Here is a 23,408-nt window from a genome sequence, read left to right as displayed (position 1 = left end):
CATTCCTCTGTGGTGAGCGAGCTTGCTCGCGTTGGGCTGCGAAGCAGCCCCAAAACCAGCCAGTGCAGAGTAAGCCCGCTTCCCACAGAAAGCACCGATTCACTACAATCGCCTTATCTTTTATCAGCAGGCCGGGTACCCTCTTTTCTCCAAACATTCCCCCCAAGCAAAGGAAAGCACGTGAAGATTCTCCAAGGAGCCATCGGTCTATCGGCGCTGTATCTGCTGGCAGGCTGTGGCCAGGTCACCGAAAAAACACTGACGTTCGATGTGCCCTATGGGATGTATGAAACCGTTCTGCGCCAGAACGTCACCGGAACAGGCCAGTTGACCTGCAAGGTCACCACCGACAACCAGGACCGCGGCGAAAAGTGGGTGCCGTCGGTGATTCTTGCGGCGGCCGAGGACGCTGCCGAGGACGACACCCTGTTTCTTTCCAGCTACACGCCAGCCGACAGCGACCAGCGCTTGTTCCAACTGCGCACCTTCAACAAAGCCAAGCCGGTCATCGACACCTTCTTCCATCGGGCCCCCGACCAACGCGGTGTGTATACGTTGCGCCTGACCTGGCAAGCGGACGGCGCCATTGGTTATCAGGTCGCCAGCGGTGGGGCCTGGGAAGAGAGGAAACTCGTGGACAAGCCCGGTTTTTCCGTGCGCCACGTGAGCGTACATGCCTCCGGTATGAAGGGCAGCGCTGTGTGTGAGTTGCGTGAGTGAACGCGCTGACGTTGAGGCCGGCGACGGTGACTGATCTGCCGTCGATCTATCGGGGAGAGCAGGACTACATCCGCCGCTGGGAGCCCGACCACGAAGCAGCCTGGCGGCTCCAGTTGGAGCGCCACCTTACGCGCTGGGTCGATAACTTCGAACGCTTGACGATCGCGATGCTGGGCGGGCAGTTGGCCGGTTATTCGCTGTGGACTGCAGAGGAGGGGGTTGCCGAGCTTTGTACGATCAACGTCAGTGACGCTCACCGACGCCAGGGGATCGGTCGGACGTTGCTGGACGCTTACGCGGCGGCGGCTGGGCAGAATGACTTCTTGACGTTGCGATTGAGCGTACGTTCCGATAACCCTGCCCGGCTGATGTATGAGCGCGCCGGGTTTGCCTGTGTGGGCACAGATTCGAACGACTACCTTTGCTACGAGCGAGCCAGCCGCCCGTGAATATCACCGCAAGAAGCGGATAGCCACCGCTGGCCAGGTGCTTGTCTCATGGGGCTCACCCTAAGAGGCGCCCACCATGAACTTCCGCATTACGGGCCTTGCTCCCGATCCATTTCTCAGTGTGTTTGGTTTGCCCGACGATGAGCTTGCCGCGCGCGGGACAAGCCCGCTCGCCACAACAGCCCTATCTGTCCAGCGTTCAGCGTTTAGCCAACGGTGCGTAGATACCTATGCCCGATAGCAGTCTGTCAGGTGATGCATATGTCGACTGGCACACCGCTATCGGTGGCAAGCCCCTCCCACATTAGGATCTCGAGTGGAGTCGATATTGTGGTGTTCAGTTAGACCGCAACCGCAGTATCTGCGCCCCATCGAACGGGTCCGTCAGGTAGTGCGCCTGCACCCCGAATGTCTCCCGCAAGCGCTCCGGCGTCAGCACCTCCAGCGGCTTGCCCAGCGCGACCAGGCGCCCACGGTCCAGCACGGCCAGGCGATCGCAGGTCAGCGCCTGGTTCAGGTCATGCAGGGCGATGAGGGTGGTCACCGGCAAACCTTGCACACCTTTCAAAATCGCCAGTTGATGCTGGATATCCAGGTGATTGGTCGGCTCGTCCAGCAACAGTATCTGCGGCCGTTGCGCCAGGGCGCGGGCGATGTGCACGCGCTGGCGCTCGCCGCCGGAGAGGCTGCGCCAGGCGCGGTGGCTCAGGTGGGTGGCGTCCACATCATGCAGGGCCTGGCGCACGATGGCGTCGTCGTCGCCGGACCACGGGCTCAGCGCCGACAGCCACGGTGTACGGCCCAGTGCTACGGCGTCGAATACGCGGATGGCGTCGTCGGTGTCGGCCTGTTGCTCCACCACCGCCAGCTGTTGGGCGATGGCGCGGCGGGACAGGTCGCCCAGGCGTTGGCCGCCCAGGCGCACGTCGCCGCTGGCCGGTGTGCGCAGACCGGCGAGCAGTTTGAGCAGGGTGGATTTGCCGGAGCCGTTGGGCCCGACAATCCCCAGGGTTTCACCCAACTGAACCTCCAGGTGGATATCGCGCAGCAACTCCGCCTCACGCACCTTGAAGCCCAGGCCGGTGCAACTCAGTACGCTCATCGCGCATTCCTCCGGCCAATCAGGATCAGCGCAAACACCGGCGCGCCCACCAGCGCCGTCACCACGCCGACCGGGATCACCTGGCCTTTGATCAAGGTGCGCGACAACACATCGGCCGCAATCAAAAATAACGCGCCGCCCAGCGCACTGGCGGGCAGCAGGCGCGAATGCCCGGTGCCGAGGAGCAGGCGCACCGCGTGGGGGATCACCAGGCCGACAAAGCCGATGGAGCCGACAATCGACACCATCACCGCCGTCACCAGCGCCGCGCAACCCACCAGCACAACCTGCACGCGGCGCACCGGGATGCCCAGGGACGCGGCCGAATCCGTGCCGAAGGTGAACGCATCCAACGCGCGACGATGCCACAGGCACACCACCAGGCCCGTGATCGCCACCGGCACTGCCAGCCACACCGACGGCCAGCGCACGCCGCTGAGGTTACCCAGCAGCCAGAACAGGATGCCGCGCGCCTGTTCGGAGCTGGCTGATTTGGTGATCAGGAACGCCGTGAGCGCATTGAACAACTGCGACCCGGCGATGCCGGCGAGGATGATCTGCCCGGTGCCGCTGGACGAACCGCTGGCCCGCGCCAGCAAAATCACCAGGGCAAACGCCGCCATCGCGCCGACAAAGGCGCCGGCCGACAATGAAATCAGCCCGCCGCCCACGCCCATCAACGCCACCAGCACCGCGCCGGTCGAAGCGCCGGCGCTGATGCCCAGCAGGTACGGATCGGCCAGCGGGTTGCGCAGCAACGACTGCAAAATCACCCCGCAGGTGGCCAGCCCGGCACCGCAGGCGGCGGCCACCAGGGCACGGGTGAGGCGGTAGTTCCACACCACGCCTTCATCGATGGGGTCCAGCACGTAACCGGCCGCCCACAGTTTGTTGGCGAGCACCTGCAGCACCACCTGGGGCGAGATGGCGGTTTCGCCGATGGCCACGCCGGCGAGCACGGCGATCAGCAATAGCGCCAGGGCGAGTAAGGTCCGGATCATTGCGGCAGGTCGTAGCCGTCGATGGCCGTGGCCAGGTGTTCAAGGCCGTCGAACATGCGGATGCTGGCCTGCAGCGCCAGGGCGTCGAGGATGATGATGCGGTTGTTTTTCACCGCGTCCATGTTGCGCGTGACCGGGTCGCTGCGCAGGAAGGCGAGTTTCTTTTCATGGTCGTCGGCGGGATAGCGGCGACGGTCCATGCGGGCGATCACCAGGAAGGTCGGGTTGGCCTTGGCGAGGGTTTCCCAGCCGACGGCGGGCCATTCTTCATCGGATTGCACCACGTTGTGCAGGCCGAGGGTTTCGAGCATGAACTCCGGAATGCCCTTGTGGCCGGCCACGTAGGGGTCGCTGGCCAGTTCGGCGCTGGAGAACCACACCAGCGCGCTGGCCTGCTTGAGGCCTTTGCTCTGCACGGTGGCCACGGATTGGGCCAGGCGCGCCTGGAGCTCATCGTTCAACTGTTGGCCGCGATCCTGCACATCGAAAATCTGCGCCAGCTGGCGGATGCTCTTGTAGATCGTCTCGATACGGAACGGCTCCAGCCGCGTGCCGTCGGCGCCCACCAGGTTGTCCTTGCCTTCGCAGTCGGAGGGCAGCAGGTAGGTGGGGATCTTCAGGTCGTGAAACTGCTCGCGGGTGCCGACCACGCCTTGTGGACCCACCACCCATTCCAGCTCGGCGGCCACCAGTTGCGGGCGCTTGGCGATCACCGCTTCGAAGCTGGGCTCGTTGTTGGCCAGGCGCTCGATGCTGTCGTTCTGCGCCTTGAACTGCGGCAACACGCTGTTGAACCACAGCGAGGTGCCCACCACGCGGTCAGCCACGCCGAGGGCATAGAGCATTTCGGTGGCGGCCTGGCCGATGGTCACGCTGCGCGCGGGCGCCTGCGGGAAGGTGAGGGTGCTGCCGCAGTTTTCCAGGGTCAGCGGGTAGTGCGTGGGCGCGGCGTGGGCCAGGGCGCAGAAACCCAGGCCGCTGATCAGGGCGGTAACGCGTGGCAGCATGAGGCGATCTCCGTGTGGACCGTACGTGGAAACAGGCTAGGTACGGTTCGGAAATACGCCCTCGAACGCCGGCGAACGGGCAGGCAAGGATGTCCTTCCCGGACACCCCGCCGGTGAGTGATTGTGCTGGGCCGGCAGGTCTCCTGACTGATGCGTCGTCGCCACGCTCCGGCCTTCCCGGACGCGGTCCAGTGGCAGTGGGGAGCAGGCTCGGCACCTACAGTTGCGGGGGCAGTTCCGATTGACGCGGTGTACCGCGCTTCGGATTCCCTATTAGTCCCGTTCGGGAACCGGCGCGGTATGGTAGTTGATTAGGGCGAGGCGATACAGCCCGAAGGGCGCCCGGTCAGAGACGAATATCCTCGGGGCCGCGGATCAGCGCTTCAATTCGCGTGCCCGTAGCGCGCTCTTCGTTGCTGAAGCCGTCGTAGTCCGCCAGGTTGGCGAAGCGGATGCCGGTCAATTGTTCGATCTGGATCACGCTGCGCTGGTAGGTCCTGACCTGGCCGAACATCAGGTCGAGCTGACCCAGCTCGCGGCTTTGGTCGATCATGTAGGCGCTGGCGGAGGGCTTGCCGTCATCGCTGAGGTAGGCCACCACTTTCCAGAACGCCTTGGGGATTCTGATACCACGGTAAAGGCGGTCGTCGTCGGCGAACACCGGGCCGCTGAACACCGTTGCCCGGGCTTTCCAGCGCTGCGTGTTATTGAGGATGTAGTCTTCCAGTTCCAGCCAGGTCTTCTGGTTGAACCCGCTCATCTGCGGCGAGCAGTTGGTGAAGTGGAAGGTGTCGAGGTTGGCGGTGTTTGCCGCGTCGCCCCAGTTAGGATCCTGGCGCCGTACCAGGTGACCGCGATCCAGGCCATTGCTGGCATAGAGCTCTTCGCCCACCTGGGCGCTGATCGGCAGGCGCCCATCGTAGGCCCAGGTGTCGTTGCTGCGGATAATCTCCACATGCTGCCCGCCGTCGATATTGACGCCCACGTAGAGCGCCAGTCGTCGGGAACGGGACATCGTCACCGAGAAATGCGTGTAGTCCAGGCGCAGCGGTTGGACGTCGTCCGCCAATGCCTCATCGGCGGTGGGCCAGGGCACTGCGAAGCTGCTGAGAAAGTCCTCGGCGTAGCCCTGTCGGTCCTGTAGATCCTTGGCCGCGGTGACACGGGGCGTCGCCGCCCGGGCTTCCATCAAGGTGGGATTGGTCGCGATCAACGGGCGTAGATCGGCGAGTCGTGGGCGGTGCGCAAGATCGATTTTGGCTTTGCGGGCTGGCATGGGTAAGTCCTCCTTGGATAAACACGACTGCAACATAGATTGATGACAATTGATGACACGGGTTAACCCTGGGGGGCTATCCTCAAACGGTTACCGGAGCTACACCATATGCCAACAGGGAGCCAGCTAATGTGTGATCGCCACCACCGCAACCCGATTTTCTGCCTGATCCCGCCGTATATGCTCGACCAGATCGCGCGTCACGGTGATAAGGCCCAGCGCGACATCGCGCTGCGCACCCGCGCCAAGGACAGCACGTTCCGTTCGCTGCGCATGGTCGCAGTGCCCGCCAAGGGGCCGGCCCACATGGCCCTGGTCATGGGCGCCGGCAAACGGCGCTCGATCTACACCGCCGAAGGCACCGACAGCCTGCCGGGCAAGCTGGTCCGCGGTGAAGGCCAGCCCGCCAGTGGCGACGCCGCCGTGGACGAAGCCTATGACGGCTTGGGTGCCACGTTCGATTTTTTCGAAGAGGTGTTCGACCGCAACTCCATTGACGACGCCGGCATGGCCCTGGATGCCACCGTGCACTTTGGCCAGAACTATAACAATGCGTTCTGGAACTCGACCCAGATGGTGTTTGGCGATGGCGATGGGCAGTTGTTCAACCGCTTCACGGTGGCCCTCGATGTGATTGGCCATGAATTGGCCCACGGCGTCACCGAGGACGAGGCCAAGCTGATGTATTTCAATCAGTCCGGTGCCTTGAACGAGTCACTCTCGGACGTGTTCGGCTCACTGATCAAGCAGTATGCGTTGAAGCAAACCGCCGAAGACGCCGATTGGCTGATCGGCAAAGGGTTGTTCACCAAGAAGATCAAAGGCGTCGCCCTGCGTTCGATGAAGGCCCCCGGCACCGCGTTCGATGACAAGCTGCTGGGCAAGGACCCTCAGCCAGGGCATATGGATGATTTTGTCCAGACCTACGAGGACAATGGCGGGGTGCATATCAATTCCGGCATTCCCAACCATGCGTTCTATCAGGTGGCGACCCGGATTGGCGGGTTTGCCTGGGAGCGTGCAGGACGTATCTGGTATGACGCGCTGCGCGATGCGCGGTTGCGGCCGAACTCGGGGTTTTTACGTTTTGCGCGTATAACCTACGATATCGCCGGCCGTCTCTACGGCGCGAACAAGGATGAGCACAAGGCGGTCAAGGAGGGCTGGAAAGCGGTTGGCATTAACGTCTGACGTGAGGAACAGCCATGCAAATTTCGATCAAGGAAAACGGCGGGCCGGCGTTTTTTCCGGGTTTGACCAAGCCTCGTACTGTGGAGTTGAACACGTTGCCCGAGCCGGACCAACAAGAGTTGCGGCAGCTGATCGAGGCTTCAAACTTCTTTCAGTTGCCGCAGAGCACCACGCCAGAGCCCGGAAATCCGGGCCAGGTGCACTACACTCTGACCGTGAAGGAAGGCCAGCAGGAACATACGGTGTGCGTGCTCGCGCCGGTGAAGTCGCAGGCATTGGATGGGCTGGTGCAGTGTGTGCGCCGGCATATCCGCAGTTGAGGTCACCCCAGCAGTTCCTTCACCTTGGTAATGAGCTTGTTGATGTCGAACGGCTTATCCAGCACCGCATCGAACAGGTCCGAGCGCTGCATGCCGATATGGGCCTGCGCGCCGCTGATCAGGATAATCGGCAGGTGCTTGACGGCCGGCAGTGCACGGACCGCTTCGGCGAACTCCTCACCGTCCATCACCGGCATCATGAAATCGGTGATGATCAGCGACGGCCGTTCTCGCTCCAGCACCTCCAGCGCCTTTTTCCCATTGCCAGCTGTGACGACCATGAACCCCTCATCTTCCAGTGCGTAGGCAAGGATATCGGCGATCAAGTACTCGTCATCGACGACCAGGATGGTGGCCATGTCAATTCAACCTACCCAAAGACTTAAAAAGCTGAACCAGGCAGCGCTGAATTGGATGCAACTGAGGGGGCATTTGTTGAAACCTTTCTTAAGTCAACGGCTTGGTCACGGATCACCACCTCTAATAATGAGGGGTCATAAAAGCTGTCTCTGACCTTAAGAATGGAAAGCGTCCTTCTAAGTTCAGACTGAATCTCGAAGAAACGCATAAGCATGAGGTTGTCGGCAATGCTTGACAGTTCAGACGCGGGGGAAGTGACCTCCGAGCCGAACAGATCATGCATCTCCCACGTGGCGAAGACCGTGACGCCCTTGGCGCGCAGTTCGTTCATCAGTGCGCTGTAGAAGTCGGTGATCCGTGCCGGGTTGTTGGAGACGCGGGTCATGCCGCTCAAGCTGTCGATGAACAGGCGCTTGATGCCCTTTTCCTCGACAAGGCGCAGCAATCGCGCGCCAAGCCCGTCCAGCAGGCCTTCGGTGGTGGGCTGCCAGGCGATGGTCAGTGCGCCACTGTCTTCCATCTCCTGGATATCGATGCCCAGGGATTGGCCTTTGAGCCGCAGGCGCTGAGGGCTTTCGTAGAAGCCGAAGTGCAGGCCGGGAGCGTCTACCGTCGATTCCGAGAGAAACTTGAGGCCCAGGGTGGTCTTGCCAATGCCCGACGGCCCCATGACCAGGGTCACGCTGGAACTGTGCAGCCCGCCGCCGAGGATGCCGTCCAACGAGCCGATACCGCTGGCGATGCGCGTCAGGTCGGCGCTGTCGGGTGCGGACGGGCGGCCATAGAGGCTTTCCAGGCGTGGGTACACCACCAGGCCGTCGTCGTTGATTTCACACTCGTGCAGGCCGGTGAGCGCGCCGCTGCCGCGGGTCTTGCGCAACTGGATACGGCGCACGGAACGGGTGCCGAACAGTTCCTCACCCATTTCGATCACGCCATCGACCATGGTGTGCTCGGGACTGCCGTCATCCAGGCGTGAGCTGGTGAGGAACAACACCGTGCAACCGGCGAAGGCGGCATGCCCTTGCAGTTCTGAAATGAATTTTTTCGTGTCGATCGGCGAGTCGGCCTTGGAACGCGCGTTCAACAAGCCGTCCACCACCATGACGGTGGCCCTCTGCCTGCTGATCTCACGCCTGAGCAGCTTGACCACTTCGTCGAGGCCTTCGTTTTCCAGGGTGTCGAAGGCGCTGACAAACTGGATTTCGGCGCCGACACGGGAGGCGTCAAAAAAGCTCAGGGTAGAGAGGAACTGGAAAAGGCGGTCGTGGGATTCCGCCAACAGCGTGGCAACCAGGACTCGGCCGCCATTGCGCGCGTGATGAAACCCCAGCTGGTTGGCAAGGATGGTTTTACCTGAGCCGGGGCGGCCCTGAATGATGTAGGACGCCCCAGACACCAGCCCTCCCTTGAGCAGAGCGTCCAGCCCTTCGATTCCGCTTTGAAGGCGATTTAGCTTTTCCACAGTGCGATCCTGACCCTAAAAACATGCTGTTAAGCCGAGTGGACAGAATGCTAACGCCATTTGTTCACTGCTGCTACTTGCGATCCAGCCATACGGTCTGCGCATTGCAGAATTCGCGTAGGCCAAAATGCGACAACTCGCGCCCGAACCCGCTCTTCTTCACGCCGCCAAACGCCACCCGAGGGTCGGACACGCTGAACGCATTGATGAAGATCCCGCCGGTTTCCAGCTGGTTGGCGATGTCGCGGGCCTTGGCCGGGTCGGTGGTGAAGAGGCTGGCGGTGAGGCCGAACTCGCTGTCATTGGCCAGGGCCACGGCGTGGTCGGCATCGCGGGCGGTGATGATCGACGCCACGGGGCCAAACAGTTCCTGCTTGAACGAGGTCATCTGGTCGGTGACGTCGGCCAGTACGGTCGGCTCATAGTAGTTGGCGACACCGGCAACTTTGTGGCCGCCCAGCAGCAGGGTGGCGCCTTCTTCCAGGGTGGCCTGGACCTGGCCGTGCAACTCGTCGCGCAGGTCGAAGCGCGCCATCGGGCCGACGTAGGTGCTGGCCGAGGTCGGGTCGCCCATCACCAGCGCGCGGCTGGCTTCGACGAACTTGGCGGTGAAGGCGTCCACCACGCCGGCTTCGATGATCAGGCGCTTGGCGGCGGCGCAGACCTGGCCGCTGTTCTGGAAGCGGCCGATGACGGCGGCCTGCACGGCGGCGTCGAGGTCGGCGTCGTTGAGCACGATGAACGGGTCGGAGCCGCCCAGTTCCAGCACGCACTTCTTCAGCGCAGCGCCGGCCTGGGAGCCGATGGCCATGCCGGCGCGTACGCTGCCGGTGAGGGTGACGGCGGCGATGCGCGGGTCGGCGATGGCGGTGGATACGCCGTCCTGGGTCACGTTGATCACTTCGAACAGGCCTTCAGCGAATCCGGCCTTCTGCAACGCCGCTTTCATCATGTACGCGCTGCCCATCACGTTCGGCGCGTGTTTGAGCACGTAGGTATTGCCGGCGAGCAGGGTCGGCACGGCGCCACGCAGCACTTGCCATACCGGGAAGTTCCACGGCATCACGGCGAGGATCGGGCCCAGCGGGCGGTATTCGATGTGGGCGCTGCCGTTGTCCACCAGGGTGGGTTCCGGGGCTAGCATGGCCGGGCCGTGGGCGGCATACCACTCGCTGAGCTGGGCGCATTTTTCGATTTCGGCGCGGGCCTGGGTGATGGGCTTGCCCATTTCCAGGGTGATCATCTGCGCCATTTCTTCGGCTTGATCGCGCAGGGCGCCGGCCAGGGCCAGCAGCAATTCGGCACGCTGGCTGACCGGCTGGCGGCGCCAGGTGCGGAAGGCGGCGGTGGCACGGTCGAGGGCGGCGTCCAGTTGCGACGCGGTTTCGTAGGGGTAGCTGCCGACTGTTTCGCCGGTGGCGGGGTTGATCGACAGGGCGTGGGTCTGGTGAGAAATAGCGTTCATGGCACCGTCCGGCTGAATGAGTGGAATGGGTTCAGCCTACGGGGATGCATGTTTTCTGGAAACTGAATAATATTGAGCAATACGTTCACGATTGGAGAATGACTTGGATCTGGTGCAGCTGGAAATCTTCAAGGCCGTTGCCGAGCAAGGCAGCATCAGCGCCGCCGCGCAGTTGATTCATCGGGTGCCGTCGAACCTGACCACGCGCATCAAGCAACTGGAGCAGGATTTGGGCGTGGAGTTGTTTATCCGCGAGAAGAGTCGCCTGCGCCTGTCGCCCGCCGGATGGAATTTCCTCGGCTATGCGCGGCGTATTCTCGACCTGGTGCAGGAAGCCCGCGCGACGGTGGCGGGGGAGGAGCCCCAGGGCGCGTTTGCTCTCGGCTCCCTGGAAAGCACGGCGGCGGTGCGCATCCCGGCGCTGCTCGCGGCCTACAACCAGAAGCACACCAAGGTCGAATTGGACCTGAGCACCGGGCCTTCAGGCACGATGATCGAGGGCGTGTTGTCGGGACGGCTGGCGGCGGCGTTCGTCGATGGGCCGGTATTGCATGCCACCCTGGAAGGCGTGGCGGTGTTCGAGGAGGAGATGGTGGTGATTGCGCCGTTGCACCACGGTCCGATCACGCGAGGGCAGGATGTGAACGGGGAGAGCATCTACACCTTTCGCTCCAACTGTTCCTACCGGCACCATTTCGAGCGCTGGTTCGCACAGGACGGCGCGGTGCCGGGGAGGATCTTCGAGATGGAGTCCTACCACGGCATGCTCGCCTGCGTCAGCGCCGGGGCCGGCCTGGCGCTGATGCCACGCAGCATGCTCGAAAGCATGCCGGGGTTTACCACGGTGAGCGTGTGGCCGCTGACGGACAGTTTTCGCACCCTGCATACCTGGCTGATCTGGCGCCGTGGGACGGTGTCGCAGAGTTTGAACAGTTTTGTGAAGTTGCTGGAAGAGCAGGGTGTGGCGTCGGCCTAGCCGCCAAACTGGAAGGTGCCCATGGCCAGCTTGGCCATGATTGCCGTCGCGCCCAATTGCACCAGCCACAACGCCAAACCGCCCAGGAACACCCCCAGCGCCACTTGCAGTACCAGGCTTTTCTGGCGCTTGGCTTGGGGCGCGCGCGGGGTGTAGTCGTGCAGTTCGTCGCGGTCGGCGCGCAGGTCCAGGTCGTCGTTTCTCATAGGGCTCTCACAGCAAAGGGGCAATCAGGGTTCAGTCTAGTGGGTTCGCCAATAAAAAGGGGGAAGCCATCGGCTTCCCCCTTCGTATAACGCCGTCAGGCTTATAGAACCTGAACAATCGCCTTTGTTACCGCAGCAATGTTCGACTGGTTCAACGCTGCCACACAGATACGCCCGGTATCCAGCGCGTAGATACCAAACTCGCTGCGCAGGCGGGTGACTTGCTCAACGGTGAGGCCCGAGTAGGAGAACATCCCGCGTTGGCGACCGACGAAGCTGAAGTCGTGGCCCGGAGCAGCCTTGGCCAGCTCGGCAACCATCTGCTCACGCATGCCACGGATGCGCAGGCGCATCTCGGCCAGTTCGGCTTCCCACTGGGCGCGCAGCTCAGGGCTGTTCAGCACCGCGGCAACAATCGCTGCGCCATGGGTTGGCGGGTTGGAGTAGTTGGTGCGGATCACGCGCTTGACCTGGGACAGGATGCGCGCGCTTTCTTCCTTGGAGTCACCGACGATGGACAACGCGCCCACACGCTCGCCGTACAGGGAGAACGACTTGGAGAACGAGCTGGAGACAAAGAAGGTCAGGCCCGATTCGGCGAACAGGCGCACGGCGGCGGCGTCTTCGTGGATACCGTCGCCAAAGCCCTGATAGGCCATGTCGAGGAACGGCACCAGGTTCCTGGCCTTGACCACGTCCAGCACGTTCTGCCAGTCGGCCGGGCTCAGGTCGACGCCGGTCGGGTTATGGCAGCAGGCGTGCAGCACCACGATGGACTGGGGCGGCAGGGCGTTGAGGTCTTCGAGCAGGCCGGCACGGTTCACGTCGTGGGTGGCGGCGTCGTAGTAGCGGTAGTTCTGCACCGGGAAACCGGCGGTTTCGAACAGGGCGCGGTGGTTTTCCCAGCTCGGGTCGCTGATCGCAACGACGGCGCCTGGCAGCAATTGCTTGAGGAAGTCTGCACCCAGCTTCAGGGCGCCGGTGCCGCCTACCGCTTGTACGGTGGTGACGCGGCCAGCGTTCAGCAGTGGCGATTCAGCGCCGAACAGCAGGGTCTGCACGGCCTTGTCGTAGGCGGCGATGCCGTCGATCGGCAAGTAGCCACGGGCGGCGTGTTGCGCCACGCGAATGGCTTCCGCTTCGGCAACGGCACGCAAGAGTGGAATCTTCCCCTCCTCGTTGCAGTAAACGCCCACGCCAAGGTTAACCTTGGTGGTTCGTGTATCGGCGTTGAATGCTTCGTTGAGGCCCAGGATTGGATCGCGTGGTGCCATTTCGACAGCGGAGAACAGGCTCATTTTGCGGCAGCTCTATGGGGGAAGGGAGGGACGTGTCGCGCTCCAGCCGAATGCACTAGAGCGGTGCACAAACGGGGAGCTAGTATAGAGGCCATCACCGCTGAGGGCGACAACCGAAACGGCTTTTCGGCCAAGTTTTTCGGTTTATTTGCCGACCGTTAGTCTTATTGCAACATTGATCAACCACGGCAGACAGGACGATTGCCTTGAAACCCGTCACATTCGCCACCACTTCTACAGCTATCATGGTTTTTTCCTACGACCCGCTCTGAAACTTCGCGGGTTGTGGTCTTTTTCGTCCCCGACGGGTTTACAGTCTGGGGTGACTTCAAGAGGTACGTTATGTCGGATTTCCAACTAGTCACCCGCTTTGAACCTGCCGGCGACCAGCCCGAGGCCATTCGCCAGATGGTCGAAGGCATCGAGGCCGGCCTGGCGCACCAGACGCTGCTCGGGGTGACCGGTTCGGGCAAGACCTTCAGCATCGCCAACGTGATTGCGCAGATCAACCGCCCCACGCTGGTGCTGGCCCCGAACAAGACCTTGGCCGCGCAGTTGTACGGCGAGTTCAAGGCGTTCTTCCCGAACAACGCGGTGGAATACTTCGTTTCCTACTACGACTACTACCAGCCCGAAGCGTATGTGCCGTCCTCCGATACCTTTATCGAGAAGGATGCGTCGATCAACGACCATATCGAGCAGATGCGGCTGTCGGCGACCAAGGCGTTGCTGGAGCGCAAGGACGCGATCATCGTCACCACGGTGTCGTGCATCTATGGCCTGGGCAGCCCGGAAACCTATTTGAAGATGGTGCTGCACGTCGACCGCGGCGACAAACTCGACCAGCGCGAGCTGCTGCGCCGCCTGACCAGCCTGCAGTACACCCGCAACGACATGGATTTTGCCCGCGCCACCTTCCGTGTGCGTGGCGATGTGATCGACATCTACCCGGCCGAATCCGACCTGGAGGCGATCCGCATCGAGCTGTTTGACGATGAAGTCGAGAGCCTGTCGGCCTTCGATCCGTTGACCGGCGAAGTGATCCGCAAGCTGCCGCGCTTCACCTTCTATCCGAAAAGCCACTACGTGACCCCGCGCGAAACCCTGATGGGCGCCATCGAGGGTATCAAGGTCGAGCTGGCCGAGCGCCTGGAGTACCTGCGCGCCAACAACAAGCTGGTGGAAGCCCAGCGTTTGGAGCAACGCACGCGCTTTGACCTGGAGATGATCCTCGAGCTGGGCTACTGCAACGGCATCGAAAACTACTCGCGCTACCTCTCGGGCCGTGAGTCCGGCGCGCCGCCGCCGACCCTCTACGACTACCTGCCCGACGACGCACTGCTGGTGATCGACGAGTCCCACGTCAGCGTGCCGCAAGTGGGCGCGATGTATAAGGGCGACCGCTCGCGTAAGGAAACCCTGGTGGAGTACGGCTTCCGCCTGCCGTCGGCACTGGATAACCGGCCGATGCGCTTCGACGAGTGGGAAGCCATCAGCCCGCAGACCATCTTTGTGTCGGCCACGCCGGGCAACTATGAGGCCGAGCATGCCGGCCGTGTGATCGAGCAACTGGTGCGTCCCACCGGCCTGGTCGACCCGGAAATCGAAATCCGCCCGGCGCTGACCCAGGTGGATGACCTGTTGTCGGAGATCCATAAACGTGTGGCCCTGGAAGAGCGGGTGCTGGTCACCACGCTGACCAAGCGCATGTCCGAAGACTTGACCGACTACCTCGCCGACCACGGCGTGCGCGTGCGTTACCTGCACTCGGACATCGACACCGTGGAGCGCGTGGAAATCATCCGCGACCTGCGCCTGGGCACCTTTGATGTGCTGGTGGGCATCAACCTGCTGCGCGAAGGCCTGGACATGCCGGAAGTGTCGCTGGTGGCAATCCTCGATGCAGACAAGGAGGGCTTCCTGCGCTCTGAACGCTCGCTGATCCAAACCATCGGTCGTGCGGCGCGTAACCTCAATGGCCGGGCGATTCTCTACGCGGATCGCATCACCGGTTCCATGGAGCGGGCGATTGGCGAGACGCAACGCCGTCGCGACAAGCAGATTGCCTTCAACCTGGAAAACGGCATTACGCCCAAAGGCGTGTTCAAGGACGTTGCCGACATCATGGAAGGCGCCACCGTGCCGGGCTCGCGCAGCAAGAAGCGCAAGGGCATGGCCAAGGCCGCCGAGGAAAGCGCCAAGTACGAAAACGAACTGCGCTCGCCGAGTGAGATCACCAAGCGGATTCGCCAGTTGGAAGAGAAAATGTACCAGTTGGCGCGGGACCTGGAGTTTGAAGCTGCGGCGCAGACTCGGGATGAGATTGGCAAGTTGCGTGAGCGGTTGCTGGCTGTCTGATCTGCGGTGACTAGACTGGCCTCATCGGGGGCTTGCCCCCGATGGCTGCGCCTCGGTTTTCCAGAAATCACCCAGGCTGTTACCATTCGCCCCTTGTTTCAATTTCAGTTATATCGCCCATTCGAGACCTGCCATGACCACCGTCCGCACGCGCATCGCGCCATCGCCTACTGGGGATCCCCACGTCGGCACTGCCTACATCGCCTTGTTCAACTACTGCTTTGCCAAGCAGCACGGCGGTGAATTCATCCTGCGGATCGAGGACACCGACCAACTGCGCTCCACCCGTGAGTCGGAACAGCAGATTTTCGATGCCCTGCGCTGGTTGGGCATTACCTGGGCCGAAGGCCCGGACGTAGGCGGCCCGCACGGTCCGTATCGCCAGAGCGAGCGCAGCGACATCTACAAGCAGTACACCCAGCAACTGGTCGACATGGGCCATGCGTTCCCATGCTTCTGCACCGCTGAAGAACTCGACCAGATGCGCGCGGAGCAACAGGCCCGTGGCGAAACCCCGCGCTACGATGGCCGCGCATTGCTGCTGTCGAAAGAGGAGGTGGCTGCCCGCCTGGCCGCCGGTGAACCTCACGTTATCCGCATGAAGGTGCCGAGCGAAGGCGTGTGCGTGGTGCCGGACATGCTGCGCGGTGATGTCGAAATCCCGTGGGACCGCATGGATATGCAGGTGTTGATGAAGACCGACGGCCTGCCGACGTACTTCCTGGCCAACGTGGTCGACGACCACCTGATGGGCATCACCCACGTATTGCGGGGTGAAGAATGGCTGCCATCGGCGCCGAAGTTGATCCTTCTCTACGAATACTTCGGCTGGGAACAACCGCAGCTGTGCTACATGCCGCTGCTGCGTAACCCGGACAAGAGCAAGCTGTCCAAGCGCAAGAACCCGACCTCGGTGACGTTCTACGAGCGCATGGGCTTCATGCCTGAAGCGATGCTCAACTACCTGGGCCGCATGGGCTGGTCGATGCCGGACGAGCGTGAGAAGTTCTCGCTGCAGGAAATGGTCGATAACTTTGACCTGTCCCGCGTGTCGCTGGGCGGGCCGATCTTCGATATCGAGAAACTCTCGTGGCTCAATGGCCAGTGGCTGCGTGATCTGCCGGTGGAAGAATTCGCCAGCCGCGTGCAGCAATGGGCGCTGAACCCTGAATACATGATGAAGATCGCGCCACTGGTGCAGGGCAGGGTGGAGACGTTCAGCCAGGTTGCCCCGTTGGCCAGCTTCTTCTTTGCCGGTGGTGTGAACCCGGATACCAGGCTGTTCGAATCCAAGAAGCTCTCGGGCGATCAGGTGCGCCAGTTGATGCAACTGATCCTGTGGAAGCTGGAAAGCCTGCGCCAGTGGGAGAAGGATGCGATCACTGCGACGATCCAGGCGGTGGTGGAATCCCTTGAGTTGAAATTGCGCGATGCCATGCCGCTGATGTTTGCCGCGATCACCGGGCAGGCCAGTTCGGTGTCGGTGCTGGATGCGATGGAAATTCTCGGCCCGGACCTGACCCGTTTCCGCCTGCGCCAAGCCCTTGATTTGCTTGGTGGTGTATCGAAGAAAGAAAACAAAGAGTGGGAAAAGCTGTTGGGCGCTATCGCTTAAGCAGTCCATTGCAGCGACGAAACCCAGGTTTTCCGGGGTTTCGTCGGTAAGTGATTGTTATCCCGGCAAAAAATTTTGGAAAATGTTGAAAATAAATTTGACACCTTTCCAAACCGCCATTAAGATTCGCCCCGTCCTCACCGATGAGGGGCTATAGCTCAGCTGGGAGAGCGCTTGCATGGCATGCAAGAGGTCAACGGTTCGATCCCGTTTAGCTCCACCAATCTACAGGTTCAAGGTCTGGCCACACCGTCCTTGAATCGATCAGCTCTCAGCGCTGGTCAGTTGTACAGAAGGTTTTGTCCCCTTCGTCTAGTGGCCTAGGACACCGCCCTTTCACGGCGGTAACAGGGGTTCGAGTCCCCTAGGGGACGCCAGTTTCAACAAGCAGTTCGAAAGGTCTGCTGCGCCGCGAGGCGAAAAATCCGGGGCTATAGCTCAGCTGGGAGAGCGCTTGCATGGCATGCAAGAGGTCAACGGTTCGATCCCGTTTAGCTCCACCAATTTACAGGTTCAAGGTCTGGCCACACCGTCCTTGAATCAGATCAGTTCTCAGCGCTGATCAGGTGTATAGAAGGTTTGTGTCCCCTTCGTCTAGTGGCCTAGGACACCGCCCTTTCACGGCGGTAACAGGGGTTCGAGTCCCCTAGGGGACGCCACGATTACCCGCTCTGCGGGATTTTTAAGGGTCATTCAATTATTGAATGGCCCTTTTGTTTGTCTGGCGTTTGGCCAATTCTCTCCCCCCATTCCCTTTGCTTTGCTGACCAGTGGTCATGCTTGTCGCTTGCCAAATATTATTATGGTAATAATATTCAACCCATGAAAGTCGGAGGCAACGATGAGCGATAAAAAAGCGCAAACCCGCGAACGTATTCTGCAAGCCGCCAGCGCTGCATTGACCCAGCGTGGTCCGGCCGAGCCTAGTGTGGGCGAAGTCATGGGCGCGGCGGGGCTGACCGTCGGTGGCTTCTACGCACACTTTGAAAGCAAGGACGCCTTGATGCTGGAGGCGTTCACCCAGTTGTTGGCGCGGCGGCGTGCATCTATCGACGATATGGACGCACAGCTGACGGGAGAAGAGCGCAGGGGCCTGGTGGCGGCGTTTTATCTGTCACGCAAGCACCGCGATTCAACAGTCCAGGCATGCCCGATACCGGCCACAGTGGGCGAGATGGCGCGGCTGCCGGACGCCTTCCGCGAGGCGCTGAGCGAGCATGTGGAACTGATGGCGGCCCAGCTTGCCGCGAGTCCCGAAGACACTGACAAAGCCTTGGCTGATATGGCGTTGATGATCGGCGGGCTGGCCTTGGCGCGTGCCCTGGGGCCGGGCGAGTTGTCGGACCGAGTGTTACGCGCGGCCAAGTCGGCTGTGCGTTAGAAGAGGGTGCGAGGATGGGCGCGTTAACCTGGATTCGTCGCTTCAACGGCACCGTTGGACACCTGGCACCGCAAACCGTGGCCAACAAGATGCGGCGTGCCTTCATGACGCCGCGCGACCTGCCGCCACGTGACTGGGAGCTGCCGCTGCTGGCGCAATCGGAGCGCATCACCTTGCGTTTCGGCCTGTCGGCCCTGCGCTGGGGCCAAGGCCCTGCGGTGTTGTTGATGCACGGCTGGGAAGGCCGGCCAACCCAGTTCGCCAGCTTGATCACCGCGTTGGTAGGCAACGGTTACTCCGTGATTGCCCTGGACGGTCCGGCCCATGGTCGTTCGCCGGGACGGGAAGCTCACGTGCTGCTGTTCGCCCGAGCCATGCTGGAGGCGGCTGCCGAACTGCCGCCGCTGCACGCCGTGATCGGGCATTCCATGGGCGGCGCCAGTGCGATGCTGGCAGTGCAGTTGGGGCTGCGTACCGAGGCGTTGGTGAGCATCGCCGCACCGTCGCGCTTCCTGGATGTGCTGCGCGGCTTTACCACGATGGTCGGTCTGCCGGCGCGGGCACGCTCGGCGTTTATCCAGGAGGTGGAGCTGACGTTCGGAATGCCGCTCAAGCACTTGGATGTGGCGCACTACCAAATGAACATCCCTGGCCTGGTCGTGCACGCCGAGGACGATACCTTTGTTCCGGTCAAGGCATCTCAAGCCATCCACGAAGCCTGGTTCGACAGCCGCCTGCTGCGCCTGGAGCAGGGCGGGCACCAGAAAGTGCTGGCCGATCCCCGGGTGATCGAGGGCGTACTGGCGCTGTTGGCCGGCCGTCGTCTACAGGACCGGCAAACCGCCTGATACACTGCTCCCGCCGACATCAATCGACTGGAGCAAGGCATGGGCTGGGATTTGGCAACGCCGTTTATCATCGATCTGCAGGTCGCCCCTGAAGACATCGACGGCCTGGGGCACGCCAATAACGCGGTGTACGTGTCCTGGCTCGAGCGCTGCGCCTGGCGCCATTCGCAGCGTCTGGGGCTGGACCTCACCGAGTACCGCCGCCTGGACCGTGCCATGGCCGTGGTGCGCCATGAAATCGATTACCTCGCGGCAGGCTACGAAGGCGACGAGTTGCAGTTGGCCACCTGGATCGTCGATTGGGACCGGCGCCTGAAGATGACCCGTCGTTTCCAGCTGGTACGCCCGCGTGACGGTGCCACCTTGCTGCGGGCTCACACCACCTTTGTCTGCATCGAATTGTCCAGCGGCAGGCCCAAGCGCATGCCGGCCGAATTTCTCGACGGTTATGGTCCCGCCCTGACAGGGGGTTAACGGTTGCCGCGGGAAACCCAGTAAACTGCGCCACGATTTTTGTTGAGTGTTTTCCATGCAAATTGCTTTGGCGCCCATGGAGGGGTTGGTCGACAACATCCTGAGGGACGTGTTGACCCGCGTGGGCGGTATCGACTGGTGCGTGACCGAGTTCATCCGCGTCAACGACCGCTTGCTCACCCCCGCGTATTTCCACAAGCTCGCCCCGGAACTGCTGCACGGCGCCCACACCGCAGCCGGTGTGCCGTTGCGCGTGCAATTGCTCGGTTCCGACCCGGTATGCCTGGCGGAAAACGCCGCCCTGGCCTGCGAGCTGGGTTCCGAGGTGATCGATCTGAACTTCGGCTGCCCGGCCAAGACCGTCAATAAATCCCGCGGCGGTGCGGTGCTGCTCAAAGAGCCGGAGCTGCTCAACCGGATCGTCGAACACGTGCGCCGTGCCGTGCCTGCCCATATCCCGGTGACCGCCAAGATGCGCCTGGGCTTCGACAGCCCGGATGGCGCGCTGGTGTGTGCCACGGCCCTGGCCGAAGGCGGTGCGGCGCATATCGTGGTGCATGCGCGTACCAAGACCGATGGCTACAAACCGCCCGCCCACTGGGAGTGGATTCCGCGTGTGCAGGAGGTGGTCAAGGTGCCGGTGTTCGCCAACGGCGATATCTGGAGCGTCGAAGACTGGCGGCGCTGTCGGGAGATCAGTGGTGTCGAAGACATTATGCTCGGTCGCGGCCTGGTGGCGCGCCCGGACCTGGCCCGGCAAATCGCCGCCGCGCGTGCAGGCGAAGACGTCGTGGAAATGACCTGGGCGCAAATGCAACCCATGCTCCAGGACTTCTGGACCCAGTCGGTCGCACAGTTGACCGAGCGCCAGGCCCCTGGCCGGTTGAAGCAGTGGCTGGCAATGCTGACGCGCAACTACCCCGAAGCTGTCGCGCTGTTTACCGCGTTGCGCCGCGAGACCGAACTGGAGCAGGTCAGCCGGTTGTTGGGGATGGATACTCCGGTCGCAGCCTGACCTCTTAAAGCGCTGTGTCGAACGCCTGATATGTTTCACAGAAGGCTCCTTGTCGAAAGACAAGGAGCCTTCTGCGTTTAAAAGTCTTTGGATAATGACTGAATCATTCTGCATGTTTTGGTGACTGTTCCTGCGACGCTTTGATGATTGCGGGTGGATGTTCTGTGCGTGTGAATTATCACAGTTCAACTATTAGTGGTGTGTTCAGTTATGTCTCTTAATTGCATGTCCAGCACTTTATGAGTGGGTATGTCTGTTAGTGCGGCGCCGGTGTGCGATGAATCAAGGTTTTCTTGGAATGACCATGGGGTAAAGTCTGAAAGTTCGCGTTGGTTTCCTTATGTGAGGCGCGATTTCTGGAACTCGATAGTCTCACGCTCCACGAAGTAGGGACTGTAAGGCAGCGCTGTTGTTTTCCAGTATCTATAAATCCTATCGCCACTCCTGGTGTTAACCGCCGGGGAGGGGCGCCCACTAAGGAGCGTATTTATGTCCATCTCGATTAATGGTTCACCCTCTGTAAAGGTTGAGACCCCGCGTCACCACTTGCTGCCATCGACACCTCTTAAAACCAATGAACCGCTGAGTTCTTCCAAGGCGGATCCAGTATGGATTTCGCCTGCGCTTCGGCCTGACGTCGCCCGAGCGCCTCACGGTGAAATGATGATCAACGCCGGAGCATTTTCAAAATTGTTCGACATGCTTGAGCAAGTCTTCAAAACCATGCGTGAGATGGTGTCGGTGAGAAACATGACGCCTGCCCTGACCACACATTCCGATAAAACACCCAAGCACACGCCGGATATGACGACCCAGTTGAAAGCAAAGGCGGAACCAGCCAAGTTGCCGGGGACCACCCCGGACTTGGCGACCCAATTGAAAGTGAAGGGGGAACCAGGCACAACGCCCAGGGCTACATCGGATACGACGAATCAGCTGACAGTGAAAGTCGACAAAGGGACGCTTCAGTCGGTCCCTGTGCCCCGTGTCAACGTGAGCAACGACTCGAATGCGCAGGTCAAGGTGGAACTCAATATCGGCAATTGTCACTGTCCTGATACCCATGTGGAGCGCGACGGAGGACGGGTCAATCCTCCTTCGGTGCCCACCCCCGGGGTGACTCCACAACCCGACGCCAAGGTGCCGCCCATCAGGCCTGAGGTACGGCTTAATGCTCACCCGGTGCACAGGCTCGACGTGACTCCACGGCACGACACCAAGATGCCGGACAACAGGGCGACGGATACGAAGCTGCCGGACACCAAGTTGCCTGGTACCAAGGTGCCGGACACCAAGGTGCCGGACACCAAGGTGCCAGACGCCAAGGTGCCGGACACCAAGGTGCCGGACGCCAAGGTGCCGGACGCCAAGGTGCCGGACGCCAAGGTGCCGGACGCTAAGGTGCCGGACGCCAAGGTGCCGGACACCAAGGTGCCGGACACCAAGGTGCCGGACACCAAGGTGCCGGACGCTAAGGTGCCGGACGCCAAGGTGCCGGACACCAAGGTGCCGGACACCAAGGCTCCTGACGCCAAGGTGACACCACCCTCCAAAGCCAAGTCTTCAGGCATCCATCCTGGCGCGCTGCACCGGCTTGAATCGACGCCCCTGCCCGGAACTACACCGCGACCTGACACAAACACCCTGACCTCGACCGATAACAGGCAGAAGGATATTCCCGATCAGCCAAAGCCCGAAGCGGACGTCACCAGTCCTGGCCCGGCTGAAAATGAGACTGACTTCAAGGGGTGGGCCTTTATCAACCGTCGTCGGTTAGGAAACTGATTCCTGCCATTGCGTCGAAACTTCTTGGATAAATAAAACGGTGTTTCTCCGGGCGGCACAGCGCTTGGAGAAATACTCAGAAAGTGGAGTGAACACCATGTCGTATTGTTCGATTCATAATATTGCGCGCGTAGTGAATGTTCGTCTGGCGTATAACAGAAACTTGCCGGCGGCCGTCAACGAACCTGCACCTTCCTATCGATTTAAATCTATCGAGTTTGGCACAGGCGCTGCATCTGTTACCGCAGGCGGGCCACGCGGTCAGGCGGCGATAGGAGCCGATCCAGATCCGGCTGCCAGCGTTATTACGTTGTTCACTTCGTTTTTTACGCAGTTATTTAATCTTCTAACGAGTAAAACGGATAAGTTGGTTCCCGATAGTACGCCGCGCCCTCAGGTAAATCCGACCGTCGAGCCCGTCGTGCCGCCGGAGCCGCAACCCAAACAGTATGTGCCTATACCGAACCTGTCGGATAAACGTAATGGCGCAAAACCTGACAATATCTGGAGTGGGTTTCGTCAAGGCCCGGATGGTAACTGTGTCACGGTATCGGCCATCAAGGCAGCCATGTACAAGTTCGGCCAAAGTCCAACGGATATCTATAAAGAGGTGAGCAAGACAAGTGATGGTTACCGGGTGACGATGCGCGATGATTTTGTACTTAACTTGACGGATCAAGAGTTAAAAATTGGCGCCGCGGCTTCGCGTTTTATCGGCCGCGATAAAGGCATGCTCAAGGACGCGCAATTCCTGTTCGCCGTCAGTGCCAAGCGTGCACAGATGGAAAACAACGACGGCTGGGCGAGCCGCAGTTATCTCGCCGGAGTGAGAAGCTTGAACAATGGGGAGGATGAGTTTGGGCCAGGCGAGGGTTTCCTGCGTCTGGGCCTCAGGAAGCACATGAAGAGGGTGAGTGTGCGAGATCTCGCCAGGGGGCAACTGGGCATGTGCAATCGAGCCTTCCATTCCGTGGCGGTGATCAATGGCCGCGAAGAGATGTATGGGCGCCAGGGTTCCGCGCCGACCCGTGGGGATGCCATCGCATTGGTGTGATGTGCGCGTGCAAGAGGTGCGGCCAGTGCCCTGGCTGTACGT

22 protein-coding genes, 4 tRNA genes and 1 riboswitch are annotated in these 23,408 nt (G+C 61.3%); of the genes, 17 read left to right on the top strand and 9 right to left on the bottom strand.

Going from position 1 to position 23,408, the window contains the following annotated elements:
- Positions 1 to 180: 180 nt before the first annotated feature.
- Both PspCFBP13509_RS26270 and PspCFBP13509_RS26265 read left to right on the top strand, forming a co-directional pair.
- Positions 181 to 720, top strand: coding sequence for a hypothetical protein (locus PspCFBP13509_RS26270; protein ID WP_074847333.1), 540 nt, complete (start codon positions 181 to 183; stop codon positions 718 to 720).
- On the top strand, positions 717 to 1,169 hold the full coding sequence (locus tag PspCFBP13509_RS26265; protein WP_178084560.1) for a GNAT family N-acetyltransferase: 453 nt from the start codon (positions 717 to 719) through the stop codon (positions 1,167 to 1,169). The genes PspCFBP13509_RS26270 and PspCFBP13509_RS26265 overlap by 4 nt, the downstream gene beginning before the upstream one ends.
- Positions 1,170 to 1,506: 337 nt before the next feature.
- Here PspCFBP13509_RS26265 and PspCFBP13509_RS26255 read toward each other — a convergent pair whose 3' ends face one another.
- The 4 genes from PspCFBP13509_RS26255 to PspCFBP13509_RS26240 form a co-directional block, all read right to left on the bottom strand.
- Positions 1,507 to 2,271, bottom strand: coding sequence for an ABC transporter ATP-binding protein (locus tag PspCFBP13509_RS26255; RefSeq protein ID WP_065925074.1), 765 nt, complete (start codon positions 2,269 to 2,271; stop codon positions 1,507 to 1,509).
- Positions 2,268 to 3,272, bottom strand: a complete 1,005-nt coding sequence (locus tag PspCFBP13509_RS26250) for a FecCD family ABC transporter permease (RefSeq protein ID WP_065925075.1) — start codon at positions 3,270 to 3,272, stop codon at positions 2,268 to 2,270. The genes PspCFBP13509_RS26255 and PspCFBP13509_RS26250 overlap by 4 nt, the downstream gene beginning before the upstream one ends.
- Positions 3,269 to 4,279, bottom strand: coding sequence for an ABC transporter substrate-binding protein (locus PspCFBP13509_RS26245; RefSeq protein WP_065925076.1), 1,011 nt, complete (start codon positions 4,277 to 4,279; stop codon positions 3,269 to 3,271). Before PspCFBP13509_RS26245 ends, PspCFBP13509_RS26250 begins: the two co-directional genes overlap by 4 nt.
- 116 nt (positions 4,280 to 4,395) lie before the next feature.
- Positions 4,396 to 4,589, bottom strand: a riboswitch (cobalamin riboswitch).
- 36 nt (positions 4,590 to 4,625) lie between these two features.
- Positions 4,626 to 5,555 carry a DNA/RNA non-specific endonuclease gene (locus PspCFBP13509_RS26240; RefSeq protein ID WP_065925077.1) on the bottom strand — a complete coding sequence of 310 codons (930 nt, stop codon included), beginning with the start codon at positions 5,553 to 5,555 and terminating at the stop codon, positions 4,626 to 4,628.
- A gap of 129 nt (positions 5,556 to 5,684) precedes the next feature.
- Here PspCFBP13509_RS26240 and PspCFBP13509_RS26235 point away from each other — a divergent pair, with 129 nt between their 5' ends.
- Together PspCFBP13509_RS26235 and PspCFBP13509_RS26230 are read left to right on the top strand one after the other, a co-directional pair.
- The gene (locus tag PspCFBP13509_RS26235; protein WP_065925078.1) at positions 5,685 to 6,746 is read left to right on the top strand and encodes a M4 family metallopeptidase; all 1,062 of its coding nucleotides are present in this window, start codon (positions 5,685 to 5,687) and stop codon (positions 6,744 to 6,746) included.
- A 14-nt stretch (positions 6,747 to 6,760) separates the two neighbouring features.
- A complete protein-coding gene (locus PspCFBP13509_RS26230) occupies positions 6,761 to 7,066 on the top strand; it encodes a protealysin inhibitor emfourin (protein WP_027604053.1) in 306 nt (101 codons plus the stop codon).
- Positions 7,067 to 7,068: 2 nt separating this feature from the next.
- Here PspCFBP13509_RS26230 and PspCFBP13509_RS26225 read toward each other — a convergent pair whose 3' ends face one another.
- The 3 genes from PspCFBP13509_RS26225 to PspCFBP13509_RS26215 all read right to left on the bottom strand — a co-directional run bounded on the left by PspCFBP13509_RS26225 (position 7,069) and on the right by PspCFBP13509_RS26215 (position 10,356).
- Positions 7,069 to 7,425, bottom strand: coding sequence for a response regulator (locus tag PspCFBP13509_RS26225; RefSeq protein WP_027604054.1), 357 nt, complete (start codon positions 7,423 to 7,425; stop codon positions 7,069 to 7,071).
- A 23-nt stretch (positions 7,426 to 7,448) separates the two neighbouring features.
- Positions 7,449 to 8,891 carry an ATPase domain-containing protein gene (locus PspCFBP13509_RS26220; RefSeq protein ID WP_137212885.1) on the bottom strand — a complete coding sequence of 481 codons (1,443 nt, stop codon included), beginning with the start codon at positions 8,889 to 8,891 and terminating at the stop codon, positions 7,449 to 7,451.
- Between the two features lie 73 nt (positions 8,892 to 8,964).
- Positions 8,965 to 10,356 (bottom strand): aldehyde dehydrogenase family protein, encoded by a 1,392-nt coding sequence (locus PspCFBP13509_RS26215; RefSeq protein ID WP_065925080.1) that lies wholly within the window; start codon positions 10,354 to 10,356, stop codon positions 8,965 to 8,967.
- A gap of 103 nt (positions 10,357 to 10,459) precedes the next feature.
- Between PspCFBP13509_RS26215 and ptrR the strand changes: the two genes are divergently transcribed.
- The gene (gene ptrR, locus PspCFBP13509_RS26210; protein ID WP_065947088.1) at positions 10,460 to 11,332 is read left to right on the top strand and encodes a putrescine utilization regulator PtrR; all 873 of its coding nucleotides are present in this window, start codon (positions 10,460 to 10,462) and stop codon (positions 11,330 to 11,332) included.
- Here ptrR and PspCFBP13509_RS26205 read toward each other — a convergent pair.
- Together PspCFBP13509_RS26205 and PspCFBP13509_RS26200 are read right to left on the bottom strand one after the other, a co-directional pair.
- Positions 11,329 to 11,538: a hypothetical protein gene (locus PspCFBP13509_RS26205; RefSeq protein ID WP_016970937.1), complete on the bottom strand. Its 210-nt coding sequence runs from the start codon at positions 11,536 to 11,538 to the stop codon at positions 11,329 to 11,331. The genes ptrR and PspCFBP13509_RS26205 overlap by 4 nt on opposite strands.
- A gap of 101 nt (positions 11,539 to 11,639) precedes the next feature.
- Positions 11,640 to 12,836 (bottom strand): amino acid aminotransferase, encoded by a 1,197-nt coding sequence (locus tag PspCFBP13509_RS26200; RefSeq protein WP_065925082.1) that lies wholly within the window; start codon positions 12,834 to 12,836, stop codon positions 11,640 to 11,642.
- Between the two features lie 342 nt (positions 12,837 to 13,178).
- Here PspCFBP13509_RS26200 and uvrB point away from each other — a divergent pair, with 342 nt between their 5' ends.
- From uvrB to PspCFBP13509_RS26140, 12 genes are all read left to right on the top strand, one after another.
- On the top strand, positions 13,179 to 15,194 hold the full coding sequence (uvrB, locus tag PspCFBP13509_RS26195) for an excinuclease ABC subunit UvrB (RefSeq protein WP_065925083.1): 2,016 nt from the start codon (positions 13,179 to 13,181) through the stop codon (positions 15,192 to 15,194).
- Between the two features lie 133 nt (positions 15,195 to 15,327).
- Positions 15,328 to 16,809 (top strand): glutamate--tRNA ligase, encoded by a 1,482-nt coding sequence (gene gltX / locus PspCFBP13509_RS26190; RefSeq protein WP_065925084.1) that lies wholly within the window; start codon positions 15,328 to 15,330, stop codon positions 16,807 to 16,809.
- A 147-nt stretch (positions 16,810 to 16,956) separates the two neighbouring features.
- Positions 16,957 to 17,032: transfer RNA gene (locus PspCFBP13509_RS26185), tRNA-Ala, on the top strand.
- Positions 17,033 to 17,110: 78 nt separating this feature from the next.
- Positions 17,111 to 17,186 (top strand) — tRNA-Glu (locus PspCFBP13509_RS26180).
- 50 nt (positions 17,187 to 17,236) lie between these two features.
- Positions 17,237 to 17,312 (top strand) — tRNA-Ala (locus PspCFBP13509_RS26175).
- 80 nt (positions 17,313 to 17,392) lie between these two features.
- Positions 17,393 to 17,468: transfer RNA gene (locus PspCFBP13509_RS26170), tRNA-Glu, on the top strand.
- Between the two features lie 182 nt (positions 17,469 to 17,650).
- On the top strand, positions 17,651 to 18,190 hold the full coding sequence (locus PspCFBP13509_RS26165; RefSeq protein WP_027604060.1) for a TetR/AcrR family transcriptional regulator: 540 nt from the start codon (positions 17,651 to 17,653) through the stop codon (positions 18,188 to 18,190).
- A gap of 14 nt (positions 18,191 to 18,204) precedes the next feature.
- A complete protein-coding gene (locus PspCFBP13509_RS26160; protein WP_137212884.1) occupies positions 18,205 to 19,038 on the top strand; it encodes an alpha/beta hydrolase in 834 nt (277 codons plus the stop codon).
- 39 nt (positions 19,039 to 19,077) lie between these two features.
- Positions 19,078 to 19,512, top strand: a complete 435-nt coding sequence (locus PspCFBP13509_RS26155) for an acyl-CoA thioesterase (RefSeq protein WP_065925086.1) — start codon at positions 19,078 to 19,080, stop codon at positions 19,510 to 19,512.
- 55 nt (positions 19,513 to 19,567) lie between these two features.
- On the top strand, positions 19,568 to 20,527 hold the full coding sequence (locus PspCFBP13509_RS26150; RefSeq protein WP_137212883.1) for a tRNA dihydrouridine synthase: 960 nt from the start codon (positions 19,568 to 19,570) through the stop codon (positions 20,525 to 20,527).
- Between the two features lie 489 nt (positions 20,528 to 21,016).
- A complete protein-coding gene (locus PspCFBP13509_RS31390) occupies positions 21,017 to 22,312 on the top strand; it encodes a hypothetical protein (RefSeq protein ID WP_161985739.1) in 1,296 nt (431 codons plus the stop codon).
- 97 nt (positions 22,313 to 22,409) lie between these two features.
- Positions 22,410 to 23,366 carry a hypothetical protein gene (locus PspCFBP13509_RS26140; protein ID WP_137212882.1) on the top strand — a complete coding sequence of 319 codons (957 nt, stop codon included), beginning with the start codon at positions 22,410 to 22,412 and terminating at the stop codon, positions 23,364 to 23,366.
- The last annotated feature ends 42 nt before the right edge of the window (positions 23,367 to 23,408 follow it).

The organism is Pseudomonas sp. CFBP13509 (assembly GCF_005233485.1).
Classification (GTDB): domain Bacteria; phylum Pseudomonadota; class Gammaproteobacteria; order Pseudomonadales; family Pseudomonadaceae; genus Aquipseudomonas; species Aquipseudomonas marginalis.
The sequence above is the reverse complement of the archived record's forward strand: the minus strand, read 5'-3'. Positions and strand labels throughout refer to the sequence as shown.

Bases quoted from the DNA above. Each gene is read 5' to 3' on its own strand.
- PspCFBP13509_RS26230 (WP_027604053.1), top strand. From the start codon at position 6,761: ATGCAAATTTCGATCAAGGAAAACGGCGGGCCGGCGTTTTTTCCGGGT.
- PspCFBP13509_RS26200 (WP_065925082.1), bottom strand. From the start codon at position 12,836: ATGAGCCTGTTCTCCGCTGTCGAAATGGCACCACGCGATCCAATCCTG.
- PspCFBP13509_RS26245 (WP_065925076.1), bottom strand. From the start codon at position 4,279: ATGCTGCCACGCGTTACCGCCCTGATCAGCGGCCTGGGTTTCTGCGCC.
- PspCFBP13509_RS26215 (WP_065925080.1), bottom strand. From the start codon at position 10,356: ATGAACGCTATTTCTCACCAGACCCACGCCCTGTCGATCAACCCCGCC.
- PspCFBP13509_RS26255 (WP_065925074.1), bottom strand. From the start codon at position 2,271: ATGAGCGTACTGAGTTGCACCGGCCTGGGCTTCAAGGTGCGTGAGGCG.
- PspCFBP13509_RS26165 (WP_027604060.1), top strand. From the start codon at position 17,651: ATGAGCGATAAAAAAGCGCAAACCCGCGAACGTATTCTGCAAGCCGCC.
- gltX (WP_065925084.1), top strand. From the start codon at position 15,328: ATGACCACCGTCCGCACGCGCATCGCGCCATCGCCTACTGGGGATCCC.
- PspCFBP13509_RS26140 (WP_137212882.1), top strand. From the start codon at position 22,410: ATGTCGTATTGTTCGATTCATAATATTGCGCGCGTAGTGAATGTTCGT.
- PspCFBP13509_RS26225 (WP_027604054.1), bottom strand. From the start codon at position 7,425: ATGGCCACCATCCTGGTCGTCGATGACGAGTACTTGATCGCCGATATC.
- PspCFBP13509_RS26160 (WP_137212884.1), top strand. From the start codon at position 18,205: ATGGGCGCGTTAACCTGGATTCGTCGCTTCAACGGCACCGTTGGACAC.
- PspCFBP13509_RS26155 (WP_065925086.1), top strand. From the start codon at position 19,078: ATGGGCTGGGATTTGGCAACGCCGTTTATCATCGATCTGCAGGTCGCC.
- PspCFBP13509_RS31390 (WP_161985739.1), top strand. From the start codon at position 21,017: ATGTCCATCTCGATTAATGGTTCACCCTCTGTAAAGGTTGAGACCCCG.
- uvrB (WP_065925083.1), top strand. From the start codon at position 13,179: ATGTCGGATTTCCAACTAGTCACCCGCTTTGAACCTGCCGGCGACCAG.
- PspCFBP13509_RS26235 (WP_065925078.1), top strand. From the start codon at position 5,685: ATGTGTGATCGCCACCACCGCAACCCGATTTTCTGCCTGATCCCGCCG.
- PspCFBP13509_RS26240 (WP_065925077.1), bottom strand. From the start codon at position 5,555: ATGCCAGCCCGCAAAGCCAAAATCGATCTTGCGCACCGCCCACGACTC.
- PspCFBP13509_RS26250 (WP_065925075.1), bottom strand. From the start codon at position 3,272: ATGATCCGGACCTTACTCGCCCTGGCGCTATTGCTGATCGCCGTGCTC.
- PspCFBP13509_RS26205 (WP_016970937.1), bottom strand. From the start codon at position 11,538: ATGAGAAACGACGACCTGGACCTGCGCGCCGACCGCGACGAACTGCAC.
- PspCFBP13509_RS26150 (WP_137212883.1), top strand. From the start codon at position 19,568: ATGCAAATTGCTTTGGCGCCCATGGAGGGGTTGGTCGACAACATCCTG.